19 protein-coding genes are annotated in these 20055 nt (G+C 65.9%); 9 read left to right on the top strand and 10 right to left on the bottom strand.

What is annotated here, in order from left to right:
• Positions 1–228: 228 nt before the first annotated feature.
• Positions 229–2169 (top strand): FAD-dependent oxidoreductase, encoded by a 1941-nt coding sequence (locus RBH22_RS08075; protein WP_306677141.1) that lies wholly within the window; start codon positions 229–231, stop codon positions 2167–2169.
• Between the two features lie 48 nt (positions 2170–2217).
• Here RBH22_RS08075 and RBH22_RS08070 read toward each other — a convergent pair whose 3' ends face one another.
• Positions 2218–3063, bottom strand: a complete 846-nt coding sequence (locus RBH22_RS08070) for a mycofactocin-coupled SDR family oxidoreductase (RefSeq protein ID WP_256290050.1) — start codon at positions 3061–3063, stop codon at positions 2218–2220.
• A gap of 57 nt (positions 3064–3120) precedes the next feature.
• Between RBH22_RS08070 and RBH22_RS08065 the strand changes: the two genes are divergently transcribed.
• Both RBH22_RS08065 and RBH22_RS08060 read left to right on the top strand, forming a co-directional pair.
• Entirely contained in the window at positions 3121–3426 is a 306-nt protein-coding gene (locus RBH22_RS08065; RefSeq protein ID WP_256290051.1) for a putative quinol monooxygenase, read from the top strand.
• Between the two features lie 18 nt (positions 3427–3444).
• Positions 3445–3759 (top strand): hypothetical protein, encoded by a 315-nt coding sequence (locus RBH22_RS08060; RefSeq protein ID WP_306677140.1) that lies wholly within the window; start codon positions 3445–3447, stop codon positions 3757–3759.
• 38 nt (positions 3760–3797) lie between these two features.
• On the opposite strand, the gene RBH22_RS08055 is transcribed toward RBH22_RS08060, so the two are convergent.
• The 6 genes from RBH22_RS08055 to RBH22_RS08030 form a co-directional block, all read right to left on the bottom strand.
• Positions 3798–4622, bottom strand: coding sequence for a mycofactocin-coupled SDR family oxidoreductase (locus tag RBH22_RS08055; RefSeq protein WP_306677139.1), 825 nt, complete (start codon positions 4620–4622; stop codon positions 3798–3800).
• Between the two features lie 9 nt (positions 4623–4631).
• Positions 4632–5453 carry a mycofactocin-coupled SDR family oxidoreductase gene (locus RBH22_RS08050; RefSeq protein WP_306677138.1) on the bottom strand — a complete coding sequence of 274 codons (822 nt, stop codon included), beginning with the start codon at positions 5451–5453 and terminating at the stop codon, positions 4632–4634.
• Positions 5454–5465: 12 nt separating this feature from the next.
• Positions 5466–6287 (bottom strand): mycofactocin-coupled SDR family oxidoreductase, encoded by an 822-nt coding sequence (locus tag RBH22_RS08045; RefSeq protein WP_306677137.1) that lies wholly within the window; start codon positions 6285–6287, stop codon positions 5466–5468.
• 9 nt (positions 6288–6296) lie between these two features.
• Positions 6297–7118 (bottom strand): mycofactocin-coupled SDR family oxidoreductase, encoded by an 822-nt coding sequence (locus RBH22_RS08040; RefSeq protein ID WP_306677136.1) that lies wholly within the window; start codon positions 7116–7118, stop codon positions 6297–6299.
• A 297-nt stretch (positions 7119–7415) separates the two neighbouring features.
• Complete coding sequence (locus RBH22_RS08035) at positions 7416–8507, bottom strand: AAA family ATPase (protein WP_306677135.1); 1092 nt, start codon at positions 8505–8507, stop codon at positions 7416–7418.
• A gap of 130 nt (positions 8508–8637) precedes the next feature.
• Positions 8638–10638, bottom strand: coding sequence for a VWA domain-containing protein (locus RBH22_RS08030; RefSeq protein WP_306677134.1), 2001 nt, complete (start codon positions 10636–10638; stop codon positions 8638–8640).
• Positions 10639–10771: 133 nt separating this feature from the next.
• On the opposite strand from RBH22_RS08030, the gene RBH22_RS08025 reads away from it, so the two are divergent.
• The 6 genes from RBH22_RS08025 to RBH22_RS08000 all read left to right on the top strand — a co-directional run bounded on the left by RBH22_RS08025 (position 10772) and on the right by RBH22_RS08000 (position 17143).
• The gene (locus tag RBH22_RS08025) at positions 10772–12712 is read left to right on the top strand and encodes an FAD-dependent oxidoreductase (protein ID WP_306677133.1); all 1941 of its coding nucleotides are present in this window, start codon (positions 10772–10774) and stop codon (positions 12710–12712) included.
• Positions 12709–13782, top strand: coding sequence for an electron transfer flavoprotein subunit alpha/FixB family protein (locus tag RBH22_RS08020; protein ID WP_306677132.1), 1074 nt, complete (start codon positions 12709–12711; stop codon positions 13780–13782). Before RBH22_RS08025 ends, RBH22_RS08020 begins: the two co-directional genes overlap by 4 nt.
• Positions 13779–15092, top strand: a complete 1314-nt coding sequence (locus RBH22_RS08015) for an FAD-dependent oxidoreductase (RefSeq protein WP_256290064.1) — start codon at positions 13779–13781, stop codon at positions 15090–15092. The genes RBH22_RS08020 and RBH22_RS08015 overlap by 4 nt, the downstream gene beginning before the upstream one ends.
• Positions 15093–15198: 106 nt before the next feature.
• Positions 15199–15489, top strand: a complete 291-nt coding sequence (locus RBH22_RS08010) for a hypothetical protein (protein WP_256290065.1) — start codon at positions 15199–15201, stop codon at positions 15487–15489.
• 2 nt (positions 15490–15491) lie between these two features.
• Complete coding sequence (locus tag RBH22_RS08005; RefSeq protein WP_256290066.1) at positions 15492–16283, top strand: glucose 1-dehydrogenase; 792 nt, start codon at positions 15492–15494, stop codon at positions 16281–16283.
• Entirely contained in the window at positions 16280–17143 is an 864-nt protein-coding gene (locus RBH22_RS08000; protein WP_306677131.1) for a hypothetical protein, read from the top strand. The genes RBH22_RS08005 and RBH22_RS08000 overlap by 4 nt, the downstream gene beginning before the upstream one ends.
• Here the strand turns inward: RBH22_RS08000 and RBH22_RS07995 are convergent.
• Genes RBH22_RS07995 through mftB2 form a run of 3 tightly spaced genes read right to left on the bottom strand, consistent with a single transcriptional unit; the run spans position 17121 to position 20054 of the window.
• Positions 17121–18854, bottom strand: coding sequence for a glycosyltransferase (locus RBH22_RS07995; RefSeq protein ID WP_306677130.1), 1734 nt, complete (start codon positions 18852–18854; stop codon positions 17121–17123). The genes RBH22_RS08000 and RBH22_RS07995 overlap by 23 nt on opposite strands.
• 8 nt (positions 18855–18862) lie before the next feature.
• The gene (mftC, locus tag RBH22_RS07990; RefSeq protein WP_256290069.1) at positions 18863–19822 is read right to left on the bottom strand and encodes a mycofactocin radical SAM maturase; all 960 of its coding nucleotides are present in this window, start codon (positions 19820–19822) and stop codon (positions 18863–18865) included.
• The gene (gene mftB2 / locus RBH22_RS07985; protein WP_306677129.1) at positions 19812–20054 is read right to left on the bottom strand and encodes a mycofactocin biosynthesis chaperone MftB2; all 243 of its coding nucleotides are present in this window, start codon (positions 20052–20054) and stop codon (positions 19812–19814) included. Before mftB2 ends, mftC begins: the two co-directional genes overlap by 11 nt.
• Position 20055 lies beyond the last annotated feature (1 nt).

The following is a 20055-nucleotide window of genomic DNA, read 5'->3' as shown; positions in this document are numbered from 1 at the left end:
CCCACGTAACCGGGCCGTCGTTTAAAACCCTCAGCATTGGCCGGGCTGAGGAGTCGGTCGACACACCGCGATGTCCGGAGTAGTCTGTGTATACTACGCGGTAGACGGCTTCTACCACTATCGCGACTCTTTCGGTTTAGCGACTGCCTCGTCGAAAGATCGAACCGACGGACGCTACCGAAGCGACTGTGCGCTATCTTCAAGTAATTTTGATTGATATTTGTTGGCATGGAAATCTTCGACCCAGGAGAGATCCGAGACCTCACGATACCCAACCGCGGGGTGTTCCGCCCCGTCCGAACGCGGTTCGTCGACGACGGACGACCGACGACCGAACTCGCCGCCCACCTGGCCGCGCGGGCCGCCGGCGGCGCGGGTCTCGTTGTCGGGCCGGCCCAGATGCTCGTCCACCCGTCTGCGAGCGGCGCCGCGTTCCTCGACGCCTACGACGAGAGCGCTGTCCCGGGACTCACGGACGTCGTCGACGCCGTCCACGACCACGACGCCCGTATCTTCGGGCAACTGACGCACACGGGCGCCGAATCGCGGGGCGACTGGGAGATGCAACCCCAACTCGCTCCCTCCGCGTCCCCGTCCGATGCGGCCTACGAGATGCCCAAGACGATGACGCGCGCGGACATCGACGACGTTCTCGACGGTTTCGCGACCGCCGCGAAAAATCTCGATGCGGCCGGCTTCGACGGCGTCGAACTCGCCGCCGGCCCGTTTTCGGTCCTCCGACAGTTCCTCTCGCCGCGCTACAACGCCCGCGATGACGCGTACGGCGGCGACTGGGACGACCGCGCACGGTTCGTAAACGAGGCGCTCGCGACCGTTTCAGAGCAGTCGTCCGGGCCAGTGGGACTACACCTCTCCCTGGCGGAACTGGAGTACGGCGGCTACGAGTTCGGAGACGTTCCGGACATCTTAGACGCCGTCGAGGGGTTCGATTATCTCTCCTGTACCGTCGGCACGCGGGCGACCTACAATCAAACGCACGCGGGGGTTTCTGCCTCGGCTCCGGACCTCCTGGACCCGATTACGACGGCCGCCGAACACGTCGACACTCCCGTTATCGGACGGCTGCCGTTCACGACAATCGACGACGCCGACACGCTGTTCGATGCAGGTGTCGACTTCGTCAGTTTCACTCGCCAACTCCTGGCCGACGCCGAGACGCTCTCGAAAGCCGCTGCCGACAGACGATACGACCGCTGTATCCAGTGCAACCAGAAGTGCCTGGAAGCCGTCTACGGCCACGCGCACGGGAGCCACGTCGAGTGCGTCGTTGATCCCAGAACGGGGCGTGAGACCGAACTGTACGCGCTCACGGAGGCTGAACCGGCGGCCCTTCCCCAGCGCATTCTGGTCGTCGGTGGCGGACCGGCGGGGCTCCGATTCGCCGCTGTCGCGGCCGACCGCGGCCACGACGTCACTCTTCGAGAGGCGAGCGACAGCCTCGGCGGGCAGTTGAATCTGGCCGCACAGGGGCCGCTCGAACCGTTCGGTCGCGCCGTAGAAGACCTTGAGGCCGCCGTCCACGAGGCAGGCGTGACGGTGGAACTCGAAGCGCCCGTCTCTGCCGACGACGTCGGCCCCGAGTGGGACTCGGTCGTCGTCGCGACCGGTGCGAGTCGGCCTGACACGTCGGCGCTCGGGTTCGAGGGCGACGTCGTCGACGCGTTCGACGTGCTCGAAAGCGCACGCGGCGCAGGTGGGCCGTCGGACCTCGATCTCGGCGCGGACGTCCTCCTCGTGGACGACAACCGCTGGGTCATCACCGTCCAGACGGGCCTCGCGCTGCTCGACCACGCGGAGTCCGTCGAGATGGTGTCGAGAGACCACTACCCGGCGTTCCGGACGGAGCAACCGAACCTTCCGGGCTTCGTCGCGGCGCTGCAGGCGCGGGGCGCGACGTTCACTGGGAACCACGCTCTCGACGCCGTCGACGCTGCTGGAACCGTCACGCTCCGAAATACGCTCACGGGCGAGACGACGACCCGGCGGCCGGACTCGGTCGTCGTGGTCGGCCGCCGACAGGCAGACGAAGGTCTCTATCTCGAGCTCGACGAGCGACGCGACGACGTCTACCGCGTCGGCGACGCCGTCTCGCCGCGCAAACTCGACCGCGCCTACTACGACGGCGAAGTGCTTGCACGGCGGCTGTGAGCCGACGAGAGCGCCGCATTCGACGGCACGGTTGGCGCGAGCGCGCATTCACTTTGCGAGCATCCCGGCGTCGACCGGGAGCGTCACGCCGGTGACGTAACGGGCGGCGTCGCTTGCGAGCCACAGGTACGCCTCGGTCACGTCGCGCGGGTCGATAAGCTGTTCGTCCAAGACGTTCATCGACCCGCTGGCGTCGGAGACGGCGTTCAGTGCCGCCTCGCCGACGGTTTCGAGGATGCCGTCGATCATCGGCGTGGCGACCCCGGTCGGGGCAACCGCGTTGACGGTGACGTCGTACTCGGCGAGTTCGAGCGCGAGCGCCTTCGTCAATCCGACGACGCCGTGTTTCGCCGCCGCGTAGTGCCCTGATCCCTTCGACCCGACGAGGCCGGCGGTCGACGCCGTCGAGACGATCCTCCCTCCCTCGCCGCGGTCGATGAAGTGCTGGCCGACGTGCTTCGCACAGAGCCACGCACCCTTGAGGTTCGAGTCGACCAGCTCGTCCCACCGGCGTTCGTCCATCTCGACGAGGTCGGTGACGTTCCAGATCCCGGCGTTGTTGGCGAGGATGTCGATCTTTCCCATTTCGTCGACGGCCCTCCCGACGGCGGCTTCGACCGCCGCCTCGTCGCGGACGTCGACTCGAAGCCGTAGTGCTCGCTGTCCGGTGGCTTCGACGCGACGGACCGTCTCGTCTAAGTCGTCCGCGGTCGCTAGCGGGTACTGTGAGGTCTCGATCCCGCGACTCAGTCCGGTGACGACGACGTCGGCGCCGTGTTCGGCGTAGGCGACGGCGTGCGAGCGCCCCTGCCCGCGTCCGGCGCCGGTCACGAAGGCGACCTGACCGCTGAAGTCGTAGGTCGGCACGTTCCGGTGTTGGATTCCCGGCCGCATCTAGCTTGTGATCATCTCCCAAATATATTTCAACATTCCAATGGATATAGCACCGTGATGCTCGTCGTCCACGCGTATTTCCCGATTGACCCGGACCGCCGTGCAGAAGCGCTCGATCTCTTCGAGACGATGGTCGAGGAGTCGAACCAGGAACCGGGAATCCTCGAATATCGGGCCGCGGCCGATCTCCAAGAAGAGAACACGATCCGATTCATCGAACGGTACGAGGACGCCGAAGCCTTCGAGGCACACGCGCAGACGGACCACTACCACGAACTGGAAGCGAAACTCCCCGAACTGCTCGCCGGTGAACCCACAATCACGCAGTACGAGATCAGCGACGTGACCGAAATAGAGGTCTGAGGGACTACTCGTAGTCCTATGGCGACTCTCGATTCGCTCGTCGTCTTCGTCGTCGTCGGCTTATTCGGCACGAATGCGATCCCGCACTTCGTGCAAGGGATCACCGGGAAGCGACATATGACGCCGTTCGGATCCGACTCCAGCGCCGTGCTGAACGTGCTCTGGGGGAGTGTGAACGCCGCCATCGCGGGTGCGCTCGCGTGGCTCTTTCGCGACGCGATCAGTGGAGCGACGCTCGCGGCCGCGTTTCTGGCGGGCGTCGCGCTGGCTGTCGGGCTGGCGTCGTTCTGGAGCGCGGAGAACCCACGGCTCCCGTGGGAATCTGCCGACTGAAAAGCATCAAAAAAGCCTGCGACCCGTCGCGCTCGCTCCTACTTCGAGGAGAAGCCGGCGTCGACGGGGAGGCCGATACCGGTGACGTAGCGGGCGGCCTCGCTGGAGAGCCACATATACGCCTCGCTGATGTCGCTCGCCTCGATTCCGGGGTCTTCGGTGTCGAAGACGTTGAACGGCCCCGTCAGTTCGCCCATCGACGCGAGGACTTCCTCGCCGTAGGCCTCGGTCATCCCCGAGATCATCGGCGTGTTCACGACCGTCGGACAGACGGCGTTGACGTTGACGTCGTACTCGGCGAGTTCGAGCGCCAGCGTCTTCGTCAACCCGAGCACGCCGTGTTTCGCGGCCGTGTAGTGCCCGGCGCCGACTGAGGCGACGAGCCCTGCGGTCGAGGAGGTCGAGACGATCTTGCCGCCGTCGCCGCGCTCGACGAAGTGCTTCCCCACGTGCTTCGAGGGGAGCCAGACGCCCTTCAGGTTCGTGTCGATCATCTCGTCCCACGTCGCCTCGTCCATCTCGACCAGATCCGAGATGGTCACGATGCCGGCGTTGTTAGCGAGGATGTCGATGTGTCCGAACTCGTCGATGGCCTCCTCGACGGCGGCCTCGACCTGGCTCTCCTCGCGGACGTCGACTTCGATGGCGAGCGCGTTTTGCCCTTCGTCCTCTACCAGGCTCGCGGTCTCGTCGAGTTCGTCGCTCGTTCCGAGGTCGTACGGCACTGTCTCGGTGTTGTGGCCGATGTCGGTGACGACGACGTCGGCGCCGTGTTTGGCGTAGTGCTGTGCGTGCGATCTGCCTTGGCCGTGCGCGGCGCCGGTGACGAACGCCACCTGGCCGCTGAAGTCGTATTCTACCATCCCTCTCACCTATTTCGCGAGCATTCCGGCGTCGACGGGCAGGCCGATGCCGGTCACGTAGCGGGCGGCGTCGCTGGAGAGCCACATATACGCCTCGCTGATGTCGCTCGCCTCGATCATCCCGCCGTCTTCGAAGATGTTCCACGGGCCGGTCATCTCCGTCGCTTCTTCGAGGGCCTCCTCACCGTAGGCTTCCATCACGCCGTCGATCATCGGCGTGTTCACGCCGGTCGGGCAGACGGCGTTGACGTTGACGTCGTACTCGGCGAGTTCGAGCGCGAGCGTCTTCGTCAGTCCGAGTACGCCGTGTTTGGCGGCGATGTAGTGGCCAGATCCGGGACCGGCGACCTTGCCGTAGATCGACGACGTGGAGACGATCTTGCCGCCGTCGCCGCGCTCGACGAAGTGTTTGCCGACGTGCTTCGAGCAGAGCCAGACGCCTTTGAGGTTCGTGTCCAGCATCTCGTCCCACATCGCCTCGTCCATCTCGACGAGGTCGCCGAAGTGCGCGATGCCGGCGTTGTTGGCGAGGATGTCGATGTGTCCGAACTCGTCGAGCGCCTCGTCGACTGCGGCTTCCACCTCGGCTTCGTCGCGGACGTCCATCTGAACCGTGAGGGCCTCTTGCCCCTCGTCCTCGACGATGCTAGCCGTCTCTTCGAGTTCCTCGGGCGTGCCGAGGTCGTACTTCACGGTGTCCATATTTTCGTTGATGTCCGTGAGTACGACGTCGGCGCCGTGTTTTGCGTAGTGCTGTGCGTGCGATCTGCCTTGGCCGTGTGCGGCACCGGTGACGAATGCCACCTGGCCGCTGAAGTCGTATTCTACCATTGTCTTTCTCTCTTATTTCGCGAGGAATCCAGCGTCGACCGGGAGGTAAATCCCGGTCACGTAGCGTGCGGCGTCGCTGGAGAGCCACATATACGCTTCACTGATGTCCGATGCGTCGAGCATCCCGCCGTCGCCGAAGACGTTCCACGGACCGGTCATCGCGCCGATCTCTTCGAGGACCTCGTCGCCGTAGGCTTCGGTCATCCCCGCAATCATCGGCGTCTCGATGCCCGTCGGGCCGATGCAGTTGACGTTGACGTCGTACTCGGCGAGTTCGAGTGCCAGCGTCTTCGTGAGGCCGACGACGCCGTGCTTGGCCGACACGTAGTGCGCGTTGCCCGGAATGCCGACTTGGCCGGCGGTCGAGGAGGTCGAGACGATTTTCCCGCCGTCGCCACGCTCGATGAAGTGCTGGCCGACGTGCTTCGAGCAGAGCCACACGCCTTTCAGGTTCGTGTCGATCATCTCGTCCCACGTCATCTCGTCCATCTCGACACCGTCGGCGATCGACTCGATGCCGGCGTTGTTCGCGAGGAAGTCGATTTTCCCCATCTCGTCGACGGCTTCCTCGACGGCGGCCTCGACTTGGCTCTCGTCGCGGACGTCCATCTCGATCGCGAGGGCTTCTTGCCCCTCGTCCTCGACGAGACTGGCCGTTTCGTCGAGCTCGTCGCTCGTGCCGAGGTCGTAGGGAACCGAGTCCACGTTGTGGCCGATGTCGGTGACGACGACGTCGGCACCGTGCTTCGCGTAGTGCTGTGCGTGCGATCTGCCTTGGCCGTGTGCGGCGCCGGTGACGAACGCCACCTTGCCGCTGAAGTCGTATTCTACCATTGTTCTGCTCTATTTTGCGGTCATACCCGCGTCTACCGGGAGTGCAATACCAGTGACGTAGCGGGCGGCGTCGCTGGAGAGCCACATATACGCCTCGCTGATGTCCGTCTCCTCGATCATATCGACGCCTTCGAAGACGCTCCAGGGGCCGCTGAACGCTCCCATCTCGTCCATCATCTCTTGGCCGTAGGCTTCCGCGAATCCCGAGATCATCTCGGTGTCGACACCGGTCGGGCAGACGGCGTTGACGTTGACGTCGTACTCGGCGAGTTCGAGCGCCAGCGTCTTCGTCAGGCCGATCACGCCGTGCTTGGTCGCGACGTAGTGTCCGGCAGAGGGACTCCCGACCAGTCCAGCGGCCGAGGAGGTCGAGACGATCTTGCCGCCGTCGCCGCGCTCAATAAAGTGTTTCCCGACGTGCTTGCTGCAGAGCCACACGCCTTTGAGGTTCGTATCGATCATCTCGTCCCACTGTTGTTCGGGCATCTCCGTCATATCGGCCGCGTTGAAGATCCCCGCGTTGTTGGCGAGGAAGTCGATCTTCCCCATCTCGTCGATCGCCTCCTCGACGGCGGCCTCTACTTCCGCCTCCTCGCGTACGTCCATCTCGATCTTCAGGGCTTCTTGGCCCTCGTCTTCGACGAGATTGGCTGTCTCTGCGAGGTCGTCTGACGAACTGAGGTCGTAGGGGTTCGTCTCGATGTTCTCACAGATGTCGGTGACGACGACGTCGGCACCGTGTCTGGCGTAGTGCTGTGCGTGTGACCGTCCTTGGGCGCGCCCGGCACCGGTGACGAACGCGACTTTCCCGCTGAAGTCGTACTCTGGCATTGTTGGCTCCGGGAATGGAACTAGTCACGACTTGTGCTATCCATCCCCATCCAAATTTCAATTTCACGGATAATAAGAATGTGGGACAACTAACTATAAACCGTTATGTTGTTATAAACACAGAATAGAGAGCGGCTCTCGACGCTCCTCGCGTGGGCCTCAGTCGATAATCGATGCTTTCCGATGTCGCTCGGGGCCCCTTCGTCGAACCGTGGTCACACTGCCGGACAGAACTATGTGAAGCGTATCGCCACCCCGTGGGGGCCAAAACGGTTCACGGACTTCTGTCCGACAGTATCAGTCTTCGAGGCCGAGTTCCCGCCGGACCTCGTGGAACACGCTCATTACGTCTTGCTCTTCTTCCTCGAACGGGAGCCGCTGTAGCCGGTGCTCCAGCGACATCCGCGCGACTCGCCGCACGGTGCGCGCCGAAACCTCGCTGTCGCCCTCGAAGGCCGCCAGCGTCCGCGCGGCGCGCCGGAGCGTGATGTCGCCGCGGTGGCCGTCGACGTCGAGTTCGATGTTCATTCCCGCGATCAGCCGCGCGATGGCGTCGTCGAGCGTCACGTCCGGGAGCCGTTCCTCCGCAGTGACGATATCTGCTCGCAACTCCCGCTGCGCCGGGACGTATTCCGCCCTGAACGCGTCGGGATCGGCGTCGAATGCGGCGCGTCGCTGGCTGATCTCCACGCGGTCGCCGACTTCGTTGACGCCTGCGACGTCGACGACCAGTCCGAACCGATCGAGCAGTTGTGGCCGCAGGTCCCCCTCCTCCGGGTTCATCGTGCCGACGAGGATGAACTCTGCCGGATGGCGGAACGAGACGCCCTCGCGTTCGACGATGTTCTCGCCCATCGCGGCGGCGTCTAAGAGCACGTCGACGATGTGATCGTCGAGGAGGTTCACCTCGTCGACGTAGAGGATATTTCGATTCGACTCTGCGAGAATCCCCGGCTCGAACTGTCGTTCACCTTCTTGGACCGCGCGTTCGAGGTCGATACTGCCGACGACGCGGTCCTCGGAGGCGTTGAGCGGCAAGTCGACGACCCGCATCGGTTGGGTCCGCGTCGGTAGCTCCTCGCCGGCGTCGACGCGCTCGCGACATTCCGAGCACATCCGTTCGTAGTCGTCCGGCGGACAGCCGTACGGACAGTCCGAGACGACCTCGTGATCGGGCAGCACGTCCGCGAGCGCCCGGACGGCCGTCGACTTCGCCGTGCCACGCTCCCCGCGGATGAGCACGCCGCCGATGTCGGGGTTGATCGCGTTGAGCACGAGCGCACGCTTCATCTCCTCTTGGTCGACGATCGCGGTGAAGGGGAACGTCTGGTTCGTGGTCTCCTGTCCCTCGGTCGCCGCCGCCTCGTGTGTGGTTTCGTGATTCGTCATTGGTCTTCGTCAGCGTGCTTCGTCTACGTCGTCGGTTTCCGGTCGATTCGTCGGTCGCCGTCTCGGTCGGGGCCGGTGCGTCGGTCGGCCCGCAGCCGCGGCCGCGTCGCCGCACTTGCCTCTCGGCTGCTCACGCGAACTGTCCCTCCTCTTCTTCGACTTCCGTCGGCAGCGTCGCGTCCCGTGGGAGTTCGACCAGCGGCAGGTAGTCCGCGCCCATCGTCTCCGCGAAGGTGAGGTTCCGCTCGAACCGCTTGCGCTTCATCCGCTCTGCCTTCCGGTCGGTCCAGATCTGGTCGGGCGTCGTGTCGAGTTCGTAGCCGGTGTCGACGAACACCGAGGGGATGTCGTCTTCGTCGAACAGCGCGGCCGCGCGGAAGGCGTCCTCCTTCGCGTCCCCGTCCTCGCGGTACTCGACGTTCGTCTGACCGTCAGATAGCAGCACGACGAGCGGGTAGAGGTCCTGATCGCGACGTCGCTCGCGCTGTACGAGACGGTACGCTTCGACAAGACCGTGTGCCAGCGGCGTGTTCCCGCCGACCGTCAGCCTCGAGACGGCGTCGCGGGCCATTCGGTGGTTCCGGGTCGGTTCGACGAGTGTGAACGCGTCTTCGCCGCGGAAGACGACGACGGCGACGCGGTCCCGCGCCCGATAGGCGTCCTCGACGAGCGAGAGCAGGCCCCGCTTCGTCTCCATCATCTGCCGCCCGCTCATCACGCTCCCGCTCGCGTCGACGACGAACACGACGAGTGCGCGGGCGGTCCGCTCGCGGATCTTCTGGCGGAGGTCCCGCGGTTCGATCACGAGGCCGCCGCGTCGGCCCTCGGTACGCCGGTGCTGATGCGGCGCGGCCGCCCGAACGGTCGCGTCGATCGCGACGTCGTCGACGTCCTCCTGCAGTCGCGACCGGACGTACCGTCCGCTTCTCACGTCCACGCGCGAGGGCGTCCGCCGGGCGAGTGCGTCGCGCATCGTCCGGTCCTTCGTCGGCTCGATCGCCGTTCGATCGACCGTGTAGGAGTCCTCGCCCTCGGCGATCGGAATCCCGCCGGCCTCGGTGTCGAGGCTCTCGTCGCCTTCGGTGTCGCTCTCGTCGTCTTCTTCGCCCGCCTCCGGCTCCTCGTCGCCGCCGGTCGAGAGCACCCCTTCGCCGAAGCTCATCTCGGCGACGCCCTCGACGCGGTGCGGGAACACGAAGTACTGCGCTTCTTTCACGTGGGCGGACGTCGCCTCCGACGCCCCTTCGAGAGCCGCGATCGACCGCGCCACGCGCTCGACTGCGATGTCCGCTCGCATCCCGTGGGCGCGCTGACGAAGTGCCTCGTAGGACGCGTCCCTGAGCAGTTCTTCGTCGATCTGAACGTCGCCGAGGCGATCCCGAGCCGCCCGCAGTCGGTCGGCGAGCGCGCGTTGCTCCTCGCGGTAGTCCGCTCGGAACGCTTCGGGGTCGGCGTCGAACCGCTCGCGGCGCGCGGCGATCTCGACGCGCTCGTCGACGTCGTCGCTCGCGGTGACGTCGACGACGACGTCGAACCGATCAAGGAGTTGGGGACGGAGGCCGCCTTCTTCGGGGTTCATCGTGCCGACGAGGACGAACTCCGCCGGATGGCGGACGGAGACGCCCTCGCGTTCGACGATGTTCTCGCCCATCGCGGCGGCGTCCAAGAGCACGTCGACGATGTGGTCGTCGAGGAGGTTCACCTCGTCGACGTAGAGGATGTTCCGGTTCGCTTCGGCGAGAATCCCCGGCTCGAATCGCGGGCGACCCTCCCGGACGGCGGTCTGGAGGTCGATGCTGCCGACGACGCGGTCTTCGGAGGCGTTGAGCGGGAGGTCGACCACCCGAATCCGTTGGGTCTCGGTCGGGAGCTTCTCGCCGGCGTCGACACGCTCGCGACACTCCGAACACATCCGTTCGTAGTCGTCCGGCGGGCACCCGTACGGACAGTCCGAGACGACCGCTTGTTCCGGGAGGACCTCGGTGAGCGCACGGACTGCGGTCGACTTTCCCGTCCCGCGTTCGCCGCGGATGAGCACGCCGCTGACGTCCGGGTTGATCGCGTTGACGAGCAGCGCGCGCATCATCGCGGCCTGATCGACGACAGCGGTGAACGGGTACGATACGTCCATAACAATAATACACACAAGATACGGTATCTTAAACAATTAGCGGTCAAGATGGTCACGACCCCGTGTCACGAGCGGTACATCTTTATCGTCTCTCTCACTATTGTATGTTAGGTAACGTCACTCAATCAAAATTATGACAGATATGCTCTTCACGCCGCGACGGATCGGGTCCGTCACCATCCCGAACCGGACGGTGTTTCTCGCCCACGAGACGGGGTTCGCCGAAGACGGACTCCCGACGGAGCGAGACGCCGCGTACTACGAGGCGAGGGCCCGCGGGGGCGTCGGACTTATCATCGGCCCGTCAAGTATGCTCGTCCACCCGAGCGCCTCGAACCCGATGTACGCTGCGGGCTACGATCCGGACGTCGTACCGCGATTAAAGGAAATCGGCGCCGCCTGCCACGAACACGGGACGAAAGTGTTCGCCCAACTCCAGCACACCGGCGGCGAAGACTCCGGCGAACACGCGATGCGCGAGACCTGGGCCCCCTCGGCAGTGCCCTCCGAGTTCGGCTACGAGATGCCGAAACGGATGGAACTCGAAGACATCGAGGAGGTCAAACTCGGGTTCGCGAAGACTGCCGAACACGTCAAGGAAGGCGGCCTCGACGGTATCGAACTCAAAGCCGGCCACGACGGCATCCTCCGACAGTTCCTCTCGCCGAAGTACAACACCCGATCCGACAAGTACGGTGGCTCGATCGACAACCGCGTCCGACTGGTGAACGAGGTCGTCGAGGCGATCCGCGACCGCGTCGGCGACGATTTCCCAGTCGGGATCCGCCTGACGCTGGACGAGATGGAGGAAGGCGGCTACGACTACGACTACGCGGTCGAGGTCCTCCGCCGACTTCACCCGAGCCTCGACTTCCTCGATTCGGACATCGCCACCATCTCGAAACTCCACATCACCGACGCGCCGATGCACGCCCCCTTGGGGTATACCTCGGAGTACTACGGCGCGGCCCGCGAACTGCTCGACATTCCCGTCATCGCCGCCGGGCGGATCAACGACCTCACGAAGGCCAACGACGTCCTCGAAGAGGGACGCGCGGACTTCATCGGGATGTGCCGACAGCTCATCTGTGACGCCGACACCGTCCGGAAGGTCCGACGCGGCGAGGACGAGGAAGTGACACACTGTATCGCGTGCAATCAGAACTGCCTCGGCGGCATCCACACCAACGGACACGTCGGGTGCATCCAGACCCCGCGGTCCGGGCGGGAGACGAAGATTCCGCACGTCGAGGACGTCGACGACGCCCCGGCCCCGAGACGGGTGCTGGTCGTCGGCGGTGGGCCGGCAGGGCTTTCCTTCGCGGTGACGGCGGCCGATCTCGGCCACCACGTGACAATCCGCGAGCGGGAGTCCGAACTCGGCGGCCAATCGAACATCGCCACGCAGGTCGACTCCCGCCGGGAGTTCGGCGACGCCGTTCGCAACCTCCTCAATCAGTTGGGGAACCGGGACGTCACCGTCGAGACCGACACAGAGGTCACGGCGGCGGACGTCGCCGGCGAGTCGTGGGACGAGATCGTGATCGCCACCGGCGCGACCGAAAAGCAACCCGAACTCGCCGGCCCGGACGTCCACCGCTCGTGGGACGTGCTCCAGGGCGAGTCGGTCGGAGACAGCGTCGTCGTCTTCGACAACAACAAGCACGCCGCGGGCGTCGGCGTCGCGGAGTACCTCGTCGACGCCGACCGCGACGTGACGTTCGTGACGACCTCCTACCATCCGGGCGACCAACTTGAGGGGACGAACGTCCCGCCCTTCCTGGAGACGCTCTACGAGAACGACGTCGACATCGTGACCCACACGACAGTCATCGGCTTCGAGGACAACGCCGCGCAGTTGCTCAACGTCTACTCAGAAGAGATGACGACGGTCGAGGCCGACTCGCTCGTGGTCGCAGCGCGCCGCGAGGCCCGGACCGGCCTCGCCGAATCGATTCGCAAGCAGGGCGTCGACGGGGACGCGGTCCACCGCATCGGCGACTGCGTCGCCCCCCGACTGATCGACAAGGCGATCTACGACGGCGAGATGCTCGCACGGGAGCTTTCGGTATGACAGGTGCAATACTCATCGTCCCCGAATCCGACGACGTGGCGCTGCTCGAGGAAGCACACCGGCTGGCTGAGGAACTTGCGGAGACCGACGGCGACTCACCGGCCGTCGTCACCGTCGCCTTCGAGGGCCTCGTCGATCCGGACGAACTGGCGAGTGCGAACCCGGACGAAGTCGTCCACGTCGTACGCGACGGCGACGAGCAGTTCGCTGCTGGGGCCGCCGGTGTTCGGGCCCGTGCCGAGGCGATCGTGGCGGTCGCAGACGACCCCCGTGTCGTTCTACTGCCTGATACCGCCGACGGTGCCGATCTCGCGGCGGCGACGGCGCGGCGGCTCCGGGGTGGCTGCGTCACCGACTGCCTGCTCCGGGTCCGCGACGGCGAACTGACTGCGGGGCGGCAGGCCTACGGCGGGCGCGCCTACGCCGAACTCTCCTTCGAGGGCGGCCCGCCCGTCGTGACGCTGAACACCGAGGCACTCGGGTCGCCGGCGGCCCCGCCGACCGGCTCCCCATCGGTTCGCGAAGTCGAGGTGAGCGTCGCGGACGACGACCGACTCCGGCACGTCGAGACGTTCGACGTGCCAGAAGCGGACTTAGCGAAGGCACGCCGCATCGTCGCCGGCGGGTTCGGCCTCGGCGGCCCCGACGGCTTCGAGGTTATCGAGGACCTCGCCGACGCCGTCGGGGCGGCGGTGGGCGCGTCTCGGCCGCCCTCCGACGAGGGCTGGGTAGCCTACGATCGACAGATCGGCGTCACGGGAAAGGAGATCGACGTCGAACTGTACGTTCCGTGTGCTATATCCGGTGACTCCTACCATATGCGCTCGGTGAACGCGGAGTACCTGATCCCGATCAACTCCGATCCCGACGCTCGCATCTTCAACTTCGCTGATATCGGCATCGTTGGCGACGCGTACGAGTACGCGCCGGCGCTCGCGAACGCGATCCGAGACGCGAAAGCCGAAGCCGAGAGCGAACCGGGGACGGGCGAGACAGAGGCGGTCGGCGACGGTGGCGAGCGCGTCGTCGATCCTGGTGCTGAGGGCTCCCCCGAGGAGGTGCGGGAATGACCGACGTCGACTTCGACGTCGTGGTCGTCGGATCGGGACGGGCCGGGACCGCGGCGGCGTACAAACTCGCGACCGAGGGCCTCGACGTCGCCCTCGTCGAACGCGCTAAACAGCCGGGGATGAAGAACATCACCGGCGGCGTCCTCTACGGACAGATCCTCGACGAACTCGTCCCGGAGTTCCCCGAGGAAGCGCCCTTGGAGCGGCACGTCGTCGAACACAACATCAAACTCCTCCACGGCGACGCCGAGGTCTCGATCGGCTACCGAGACCTGTCGCTGCGCGAGGAACCGAACTACACCCTGATGCTCGGGAAGTTCGATCAGTGGTTCGTCGAGCGCGCCGTCGACGAGGGAACGATCTTTCTCCCGGAGACGACGGTGAAGGACGTCAGCCAGCATTCCGACCGCGCTGTGGTCCACACGGACCGCCCGAACGGCGACCTCTCGTGTCACGCGGTCATCGGTGCGGACGGCGTGAACACCACGGTCGGCCGCGCGACCGGGATCCAGCGGACGATGCGAAACGAGGATATGGCGCTCTCGGTGAAGAAGGTCCTCGACGTGGGCCGCGACACTATCGACGAGCGGTTCAACCTCGACAGCGACGAGGGCGCGGCGTACATCTACACCGGCTACCCCGAGGACGCGCCGACGATCGGCTACTTCATCTACACCTTCGAGGAGTACCTCTCTGTCGGCGCGGTCGGCGGCCTCGAAACCCTTCGGTGGCTCGGTGAGCAGGGCTACGGCGGGACGGGAACGCCGCTGTACGGTCTCTTAGAGGAATTTATGGAACTCGACACGGTCCGCCCGTACGTCAAGGGCGACGCGCTCGAAGAGTATCAGGGGATCTTAGTCCCCGAGCACTCCTACGACACGCTCCCGGACCGCTACGATCGCCGCGTGGCGCTCGTCGGCGACGCCGCGGGTCTCGTCTTGAACAAGGGCTACACCTTCCGCGGGCTCGATTACGGCATCAAGAGCGGGCTGGAGGCCGCCGAGGCCGCCATCGAGCGCACGCGCGACGGCAACTGGGACGCGTTCGGCCGACGTTACGACGAGCGCCTGGAGAACTCCTACGTCCTCGAAGATATGAAGCAACACCGTCACCTCCCCGAATTCCTGAAGAACGAGCGGATGTACGGGGCGTATCCCGGGATCGCGATCGAGACGCTCCGCGGTATGTACTCCGCCGGCAGCGACGCGGAGGGTCTCACCTGGAAACAAGCCTTCCGCGCCTTCCAGCAGAGCGATGCGGGCGTCACGGACCTACTCAAAGACGGTTTCCGGGGGTTCCGCTCGCTATGACCGAAGCGACCCAAAAAGCAATGCCTTTCGACACCAATGAGACACCGGTAACAGGTATGAGTTCACACACCACACGAACGACGGCGATCCACGGAGGGAGAGAGCGATGAGCGTACAGGACAGCCTGGAGACGGTGAACTGGGACGTGAGCGAGGAGGCCCACATCACCGTCGACAACGAGCTGTGCGTCACCTGTGAGGACAAGCCCTGTCTCCACCTCTGCCCGGCGCAGTGTTTCGACTACCAAGAGGATCAGGAAGGCGGGATCTACTTCGCGTACGAGCCCTGCATCGAGTGCGGTGCGTGTATGGTGTTCTGTGCGAACGACCCCGAGAAGGGGGCCGTCTCCTGGTCAAAATCAGAGGGCGGCAAGGGCGTCGAGTTCGACTTCGGGTGACGATGCGCCTCGACAATCGAACCGCCGTCGTGACAGGCGGCGCGAGCGGGATCGGCGCGGCGACCTGCCGCGTGCTCGCCGAGCGCGGGGCCGACGTCGTCGTCGCCGACCTCGACGAAGAGCAGGGCGCAGAACTCGTGGACGAGATCGACCGCGAGCGCGACGGCGGCGCGTCGTTCGTCGAGACGGACGTGAGCGACGAAGACGCCGTCGCCGGGATGGTCGACCACGCCGAGGCGGAGTTCGGACGCCTGGACGTCCTCGTCAACAACGCTGCCGTCGCTTCTCGCGAGGCTGACGGTCCGGTCACCGACCTCGCGGACGACGCCTACGACTTCCTCACCGGCGTCAATCTCCGGGGGTCGATGTACGCGTGCAAACACGCGATTCCGGCGATGCAGGACACCGGCGACGGCCACGGCGTCGTCGTGAACAACGCCTCTATCGCGGCGCTCGTCGCCGAACCGGGAATGGACATCTACACCGCGACGAAAGGTGCGCTGGTGTCGCTCACGCGTTCGATCGCCATCGAGTACGCGCCCGAGATCCGGGCGAACACGGTCTGTCCGGGCGTCGTCGAGACGCCGATGCTCGAAGCGGCGATGGACAGCGGAGCGGGCACAGAGGACGACGGCGACGTTCCGGACACGCTCGACCGGATGATCGAGGAGACGCCGCTCGGGATGGCCGATCCCGCGGACGTCGCGCACACGGTCGCCTTCCTGGCCTCGTCCGACGCGAAAGCCATCACAGGTGCGACGATCCCAGTCGACGGGGGGTACACCGCACGATGAAGGCACTCGTCACTGCACGACCCGAACCGCACCGCGTCGTCGACGACGACGGCAACGCCGAACCGTACCGCTGGCAACTCAGCATCGACGACCGCGTGGCGCTGGAAGCCGCCCTCGACGTCGCAGACGACGTCGTCGCCGTGGGCATCGGCGGCGACCCGGCGCGCGCGAGCGTCCGATCCGCGCTCGAACGTGGTGCCAACCGTGGGGTCCACGTCGCGTTCGACCCGATCGAAGAGATCGCCGGCGAGAAGTATGCGACGGCGCTCGCCCGCATCGCGGCTCGCGAGTCGCCGGACGTCGTCTTCGTCGGCGAAACGTCCTCGTTCGCCGGATCGGAGGTTGCATCGCTCGCGGCTGCCCGCATCGACTGGCCCTGCGCGACGCGGGCCACGGCCCTCGGGGCCGAGAACATCGACGTCGACGGGGATATCGAGGCGGACGACGACGAACTCGTGGTCCAGCGAAAGCTCGCGATCGGCCGGCAGGAGGTCGTCGTCACCGCGCTTCCGACAGTGCTCGGCGTCGACGCGGGATTCACCGACCCCGATCGGGCGTCGCTGGACACCGTCATCACCGGGCGCCGCGCGGAGATCGAAACGCGCGACCTCGAAGCCGTCGTGCCCGGCGAAACTCGGTTCTCGATGAGCATCGGCAACGCGACCGTCGAGAACGTCCGGCCGAACGAGCGCTGGGGTCGCGGGCGACCGCCTCGTCAGGGGACCGTCGAAGAACGCATCTATCGGATGCTCGGCCGCGGCAGCGGCGACACCAAGAGCGCCGGCGAGCGTATCGACGCGCCCCCCGAGGAGGCTGCCGACCGCGTCGTCGCGTTCCTCAGGGAGAACGAGCTGCTCTGAGGCGTCTGAGCGCCTTCACACCGATTCCCGAGAGCCTGAACCGGGCTGTCGGGCGGAGGTGCGAAAGCGTTCGGTGTTCGACCGCCCCCCTGTACACGCCGCGCTGGTAGCCGAGGTGATCCGCGAGATAGTACGTGCTGTAGGCGAGAACCGACGTCTCAGGATTCGAGACGCGGTACTCGACTCCCAGCGGGAGCGTCATCGCGACGGCGACAGCACACAGGAGGATCGCCCCACCCACTTCGGCGCCATTGATCACGCCGGTCGCTCCGGCGAACACACCGACTCCGCCGAGTGTCACCAGCGGTCCGGTGTAGTACCGCGTGAGTTCGCGGGCGAGCGCGTACGCCGACGAGAGACGTCCCCGTGCCCAACTCTCGACGACGTCACCTGGCGTGATTGCCGGCGAGAGCCGTCGGAACTGTCGCCACCGGGCAGCACCGCCAGCGATTGCGCCCACGCCAGCGAGCGCGATACCGACTCCGACCACGGCTGCCGTGAGCCAGTCCGGAAGCGGAGCCGCGACCGTCGCTGCCATTCCGGCACTCGCGAGCACGACGACGGTGAGGCCGATTGCCGAGATCTCGACGCTGTCCATCCCCTCGCGTCCCTGCTCACGCGCGAGGAGCGCTTCCGACGCACCGTACGCCGTCCGCCGTCGGGCGAACGACCGGACTCCGGTTCGATACACGTGCTCGACGACGCCGTCGGGCGTGTAGACGACGTCGAACCCCGCTTCCAGCGCGCCCCAACACACGGCGACGTCCTCGGCGACGTTTCGTTCGGGGAAAGGCACCGCCTCGAAGACCGCCCGCCGCCCGACGAGGTTCGCCGTCGCGAGGTACGGCGTCTCGCCCCCGGGATCGACGCGGGAGGCCCGCGGCCCCATATCGAGCGAGGAGTTGTGCCCCTCGTAGACGCTCGCGGGGCCGTCCCCTGCGGGACGAATCCGCCCGCCGACGAGGTCGTGCGCGGCAAGATGCGGCACGAGATCGGCGAGCCACGACGGCCGCGGTCGGCAGTCGGCGTCGGTGAACGCGACGACCCCGTAGGCGGTGACCTCGACGCCGCGATTTCGGGAAGCACCGATACCCAGCGGCTCGTCCGCCGTTCCGACGGAGACCACTCGGATACGCCGCTCGTCGGCGAGTCGATGGTTCACAGCAGCGTCCGGAGTGCCGTCGGTCGATCCGTCGTCGACGACGACGACCTCGTAGGTCGGATACGCCAGCTCTGCGAGCGCGTCCAGACACGCCCGCAGGTGTTCGCGATCGTTTCGGACCGTGACGACGACCGATACCGGCGGCGTGTGAGTGGGGTCCCGCGCGGGTCGCCACTCCAGGAATCCGCGCTGGTGAAGCCGCTCACACAGGGTTCGAATCGACGACGGACGCGTCCCGGTTTCCTGGGCGATTGCCTCAGGTGCGCGGAACGCGCTCTCGCGACCTAGCGCGTCGACGACGTGGACCGCGGCGTCGTTGAGTCGCGTCGCCGTGAGCGGACGCTTCGAGACGAGGATGTCATCGGCGAGGCCGACACCGTCCCGCAGTCGATACTCCCCGCTCGGGTCGGGTGCGCTTTGATCGGTACGCTCTGGCGCCGGTGTCGTGTCGTCGCCGATGGGATCGGGTTCGTTCGCCCCGGTCCGTCTCCGCGGCGAATTGCGGGTGACTTCGGCGCCTGCGTCGGACGAGGAGTGGGACGGTTCCATCGCTCGGGTCAGTCACCGGAGAGGATCGCCCGCAGTTGTGGATCCTCGCCGTTCGGGTCCGAACTGCCCATCGCGACCGCGGGACATCCCTCGTGGTCGTCGATCCGGCTCCGGAGGTTCGCGATCTCGCTCCACGCCGTCTCGAAACCGTCCTCGATCACGTTCCCCGATGCGAGGTGGTCCCATTGCGTGAACGCACACGGGTAGACGTCGCCCGCGGGGTCGACCAGACACGTCATCGAGCCCGCACCGCACTGTTTGAGCGTGTCGTTTCTGACCTCGCCGAGCGCGTTCAGATAGAAGAACGAATCGCCGGTCCGGACGTCCTGGTGGTCTTCGAGCCACTCGTGGAGGAACCGGATCTGCTCGGCTTCGAGACGGAACTCGTCCCATGCGTCCTCGCCGCGGCCGCTCGGACGGAAGCGGTTCAGACGCAGGCCCGCGCCGTGTGCGTCGGCGAACTCGTATATCTCGGGGAGGTCGGCGACGTTCTGCCGGGTGACCACCGTGTTGACGGTGGTACCGATGTCGCGGTCCTCCAACCGTTCGAGCGCGTCGACGACCTGATCGTAGACGCCCTCACCGCGGATGGCGTCGTTTTCGGCGCGCAGGCCGTCCATACTCACCTGAAGGAACAGCGGATCCATCGCCTCCAGGCGGTCGAGCGTCGTCTCGTCCAACTGGGTCCCGTTCGTGCTCACGCACGTCGAGATGTCCCGCGCCGTGAGTGCTTCGAGGAGTTCCAGCATATCGGGACGGACGAACGGCTCGCCGCCGCCGATGTTCACCTGGAAGACGTCCATCTCGTCGAGTTCGGCGATGAACGATTTGGCCTCCGCGGTGGTGAGTTCGTTCGGCATCTGATGACCAGGGCCGCTCCCCGACAGACAGTGGTCGCAGTGGAGGTTACAGCCCAGCGTGACCTCCCACGTGATCGTGACCGGAGCCGATAGGGGCTCACTCGCCATCGCTGAGCACCCCCCGCTGTAGGAGTGTCTCGACGACGTCCGGCGAGAACTCCGCTTCGACGGCTTCGCGCGACCGCTCGCCGTCGACGAATTCGAGCACGTCGATGACGGTGTCGCTGACGGCGTACATCGAGGCGTCCTCGTACCCGTAGTTCTCGTGGTCGTACACGAGCCCGCCGTCGGCCTCCCGCCGGAATTTGATGTGTGCGGGCTTTGAGACGGTCGTCGGCATC

This window comes from Halobellus sp. H-GB7 (genome assembly GCF_030848585.1).
Classification (GTDB): domain Archaea; phylum Halobacteriota; class Halobacteria; order Halobacteriales; family Haloferacaceae; genus Haloquadratum; species Haloquadratum inordinatus.
This window is presented reverse-complemented; position numbering and strand designations above follow the sequence as displayed.

Coding starts and splice junctions, on each gene's coding strand:
- RBH22_RS08075 (WP_306677141.1), top strand. CDS start 229: ATGGAAATCTTCGACCCAGGAGAGATCCGAGACCTCACGATACCCAAC.
- RBH22_RS08070 (WP_256290050.1), bottom strand. CDS start 3,063: ATGCGGCCGGGAATCCAACACCGGAACGTGCCGACCTACGACTTCAGC.
- RBH22_RS08065 (WP_256290051.1), top strand. CDS start 3,121: ATGCTCGTCGTCCACGCGTATTTCCCGATTGACCCGGACCGCCGTGCA.
- RBH22_RS08060 (WP_306677140.1), top strand. CDS start 3,445: ATGGCGACTCTCGATTCGCTCGTCGTCTTCGTCGTCGTCGGCTTATTC.
- RBH22_RS08055 (WP_306677139.1), bottom strand. CDS start 4,622: ATGGTAGAATACGACTTCAGCGGCCAGGTGGCGTTCGTCACCGGCGCC.
- RBH22_RS08050 (WP_306677138.1), bottom strand. CDS start 5,453: ATGGTAGAATACGACTTCAGCGGCCAGGTGGCATTCGTCACCGGTGCC.
- RBH22_RS08045 (WP_306677137.1), bottom strand. CDS start 6,287: ATGGTAGAATACGACTTCAGCGGCAAGGTGGCGTTCGTCACCGGCGCC.
- RBH22_RS08040 (WP_306677136.1), bottom strand. CDS start 7,118: ATGCCAGAGTACGACTTCAGCGGGAAAGTCGCGTTCGTCACCGGTGCC.
- RBH22_RS08035 (WP_306677135.1), bottom strand. CDS start 8,507: ATGACGAATCACGAAACCACACACGAGGCGGCGGCGACCGAGGGACAG.
- RBH22_RS08030 (WP_306677134.1), bottom strand. CDS start 10,638: ATGGACGTATCGTACCCGTTCACCGCTGTCGTCGATCAGGCCGCGATG.
- RBH22_RS08025 (WP_306677133.1), top strand. CDS start 10,772: ATGACAGATATGCTCTTCACGCCGCGACGGATCGGGTCCGTCACCATC.
- RBH22_RS08020 (WP_306677132.1), top strand. CDS start 12,709: ATGACAGGTGCAATACTCATCGTCCCCGAATCCGACGACGTGGCGCTG.
- RBH22_RS08015 (WP_256290064.1), top strand. CDS start 13,779: ATGACCGACGTCGACTTCGACGTCGTGGTCGTCGGATCGGGACGGGCC.
- RBH22_RS08010 (WP_256290065.1), top strand. CDS start 15,199: ATGAGCGTACAGGACAGCCTGGAGACGGTGAACTGGGACGTGAGCGAG.
- RBH22_RS08005 (WP_256290066.1), top strand. CDS start 15,492: ATGCGCCTCGACAATCGAACCGCCGTCGTGACAGGCGGCGCGAGCGGG.
- RBH22_RS08000 (WP_306677131.1), top strand. CDS start 16,280: ATGAAGGCACTCGTCACTGCACGACCCGAACCGCACCGCGTCGTCGAC.
- RBH22_RS07995 (WP_306677130.1), bottom strand. CDS start 18,854: ATGGAACCGTCCCACTCCTCGTCCGACGCAGGCGCCGAAGTCACCCGC.
- mftC (WP_256290069.1), bottom strand. CDS start 19,822: ATGGCGAGTGAGCCCCTATCGGCTCCGGTCACGATCACGTGGGAGGTC.
- mftB2 (WP_306677129.1), bottom strand. CDS start 20,054: ATGCCGACGACCGTCTCAAAGCCCGCACACATCAAATTCCGGCGGGAG.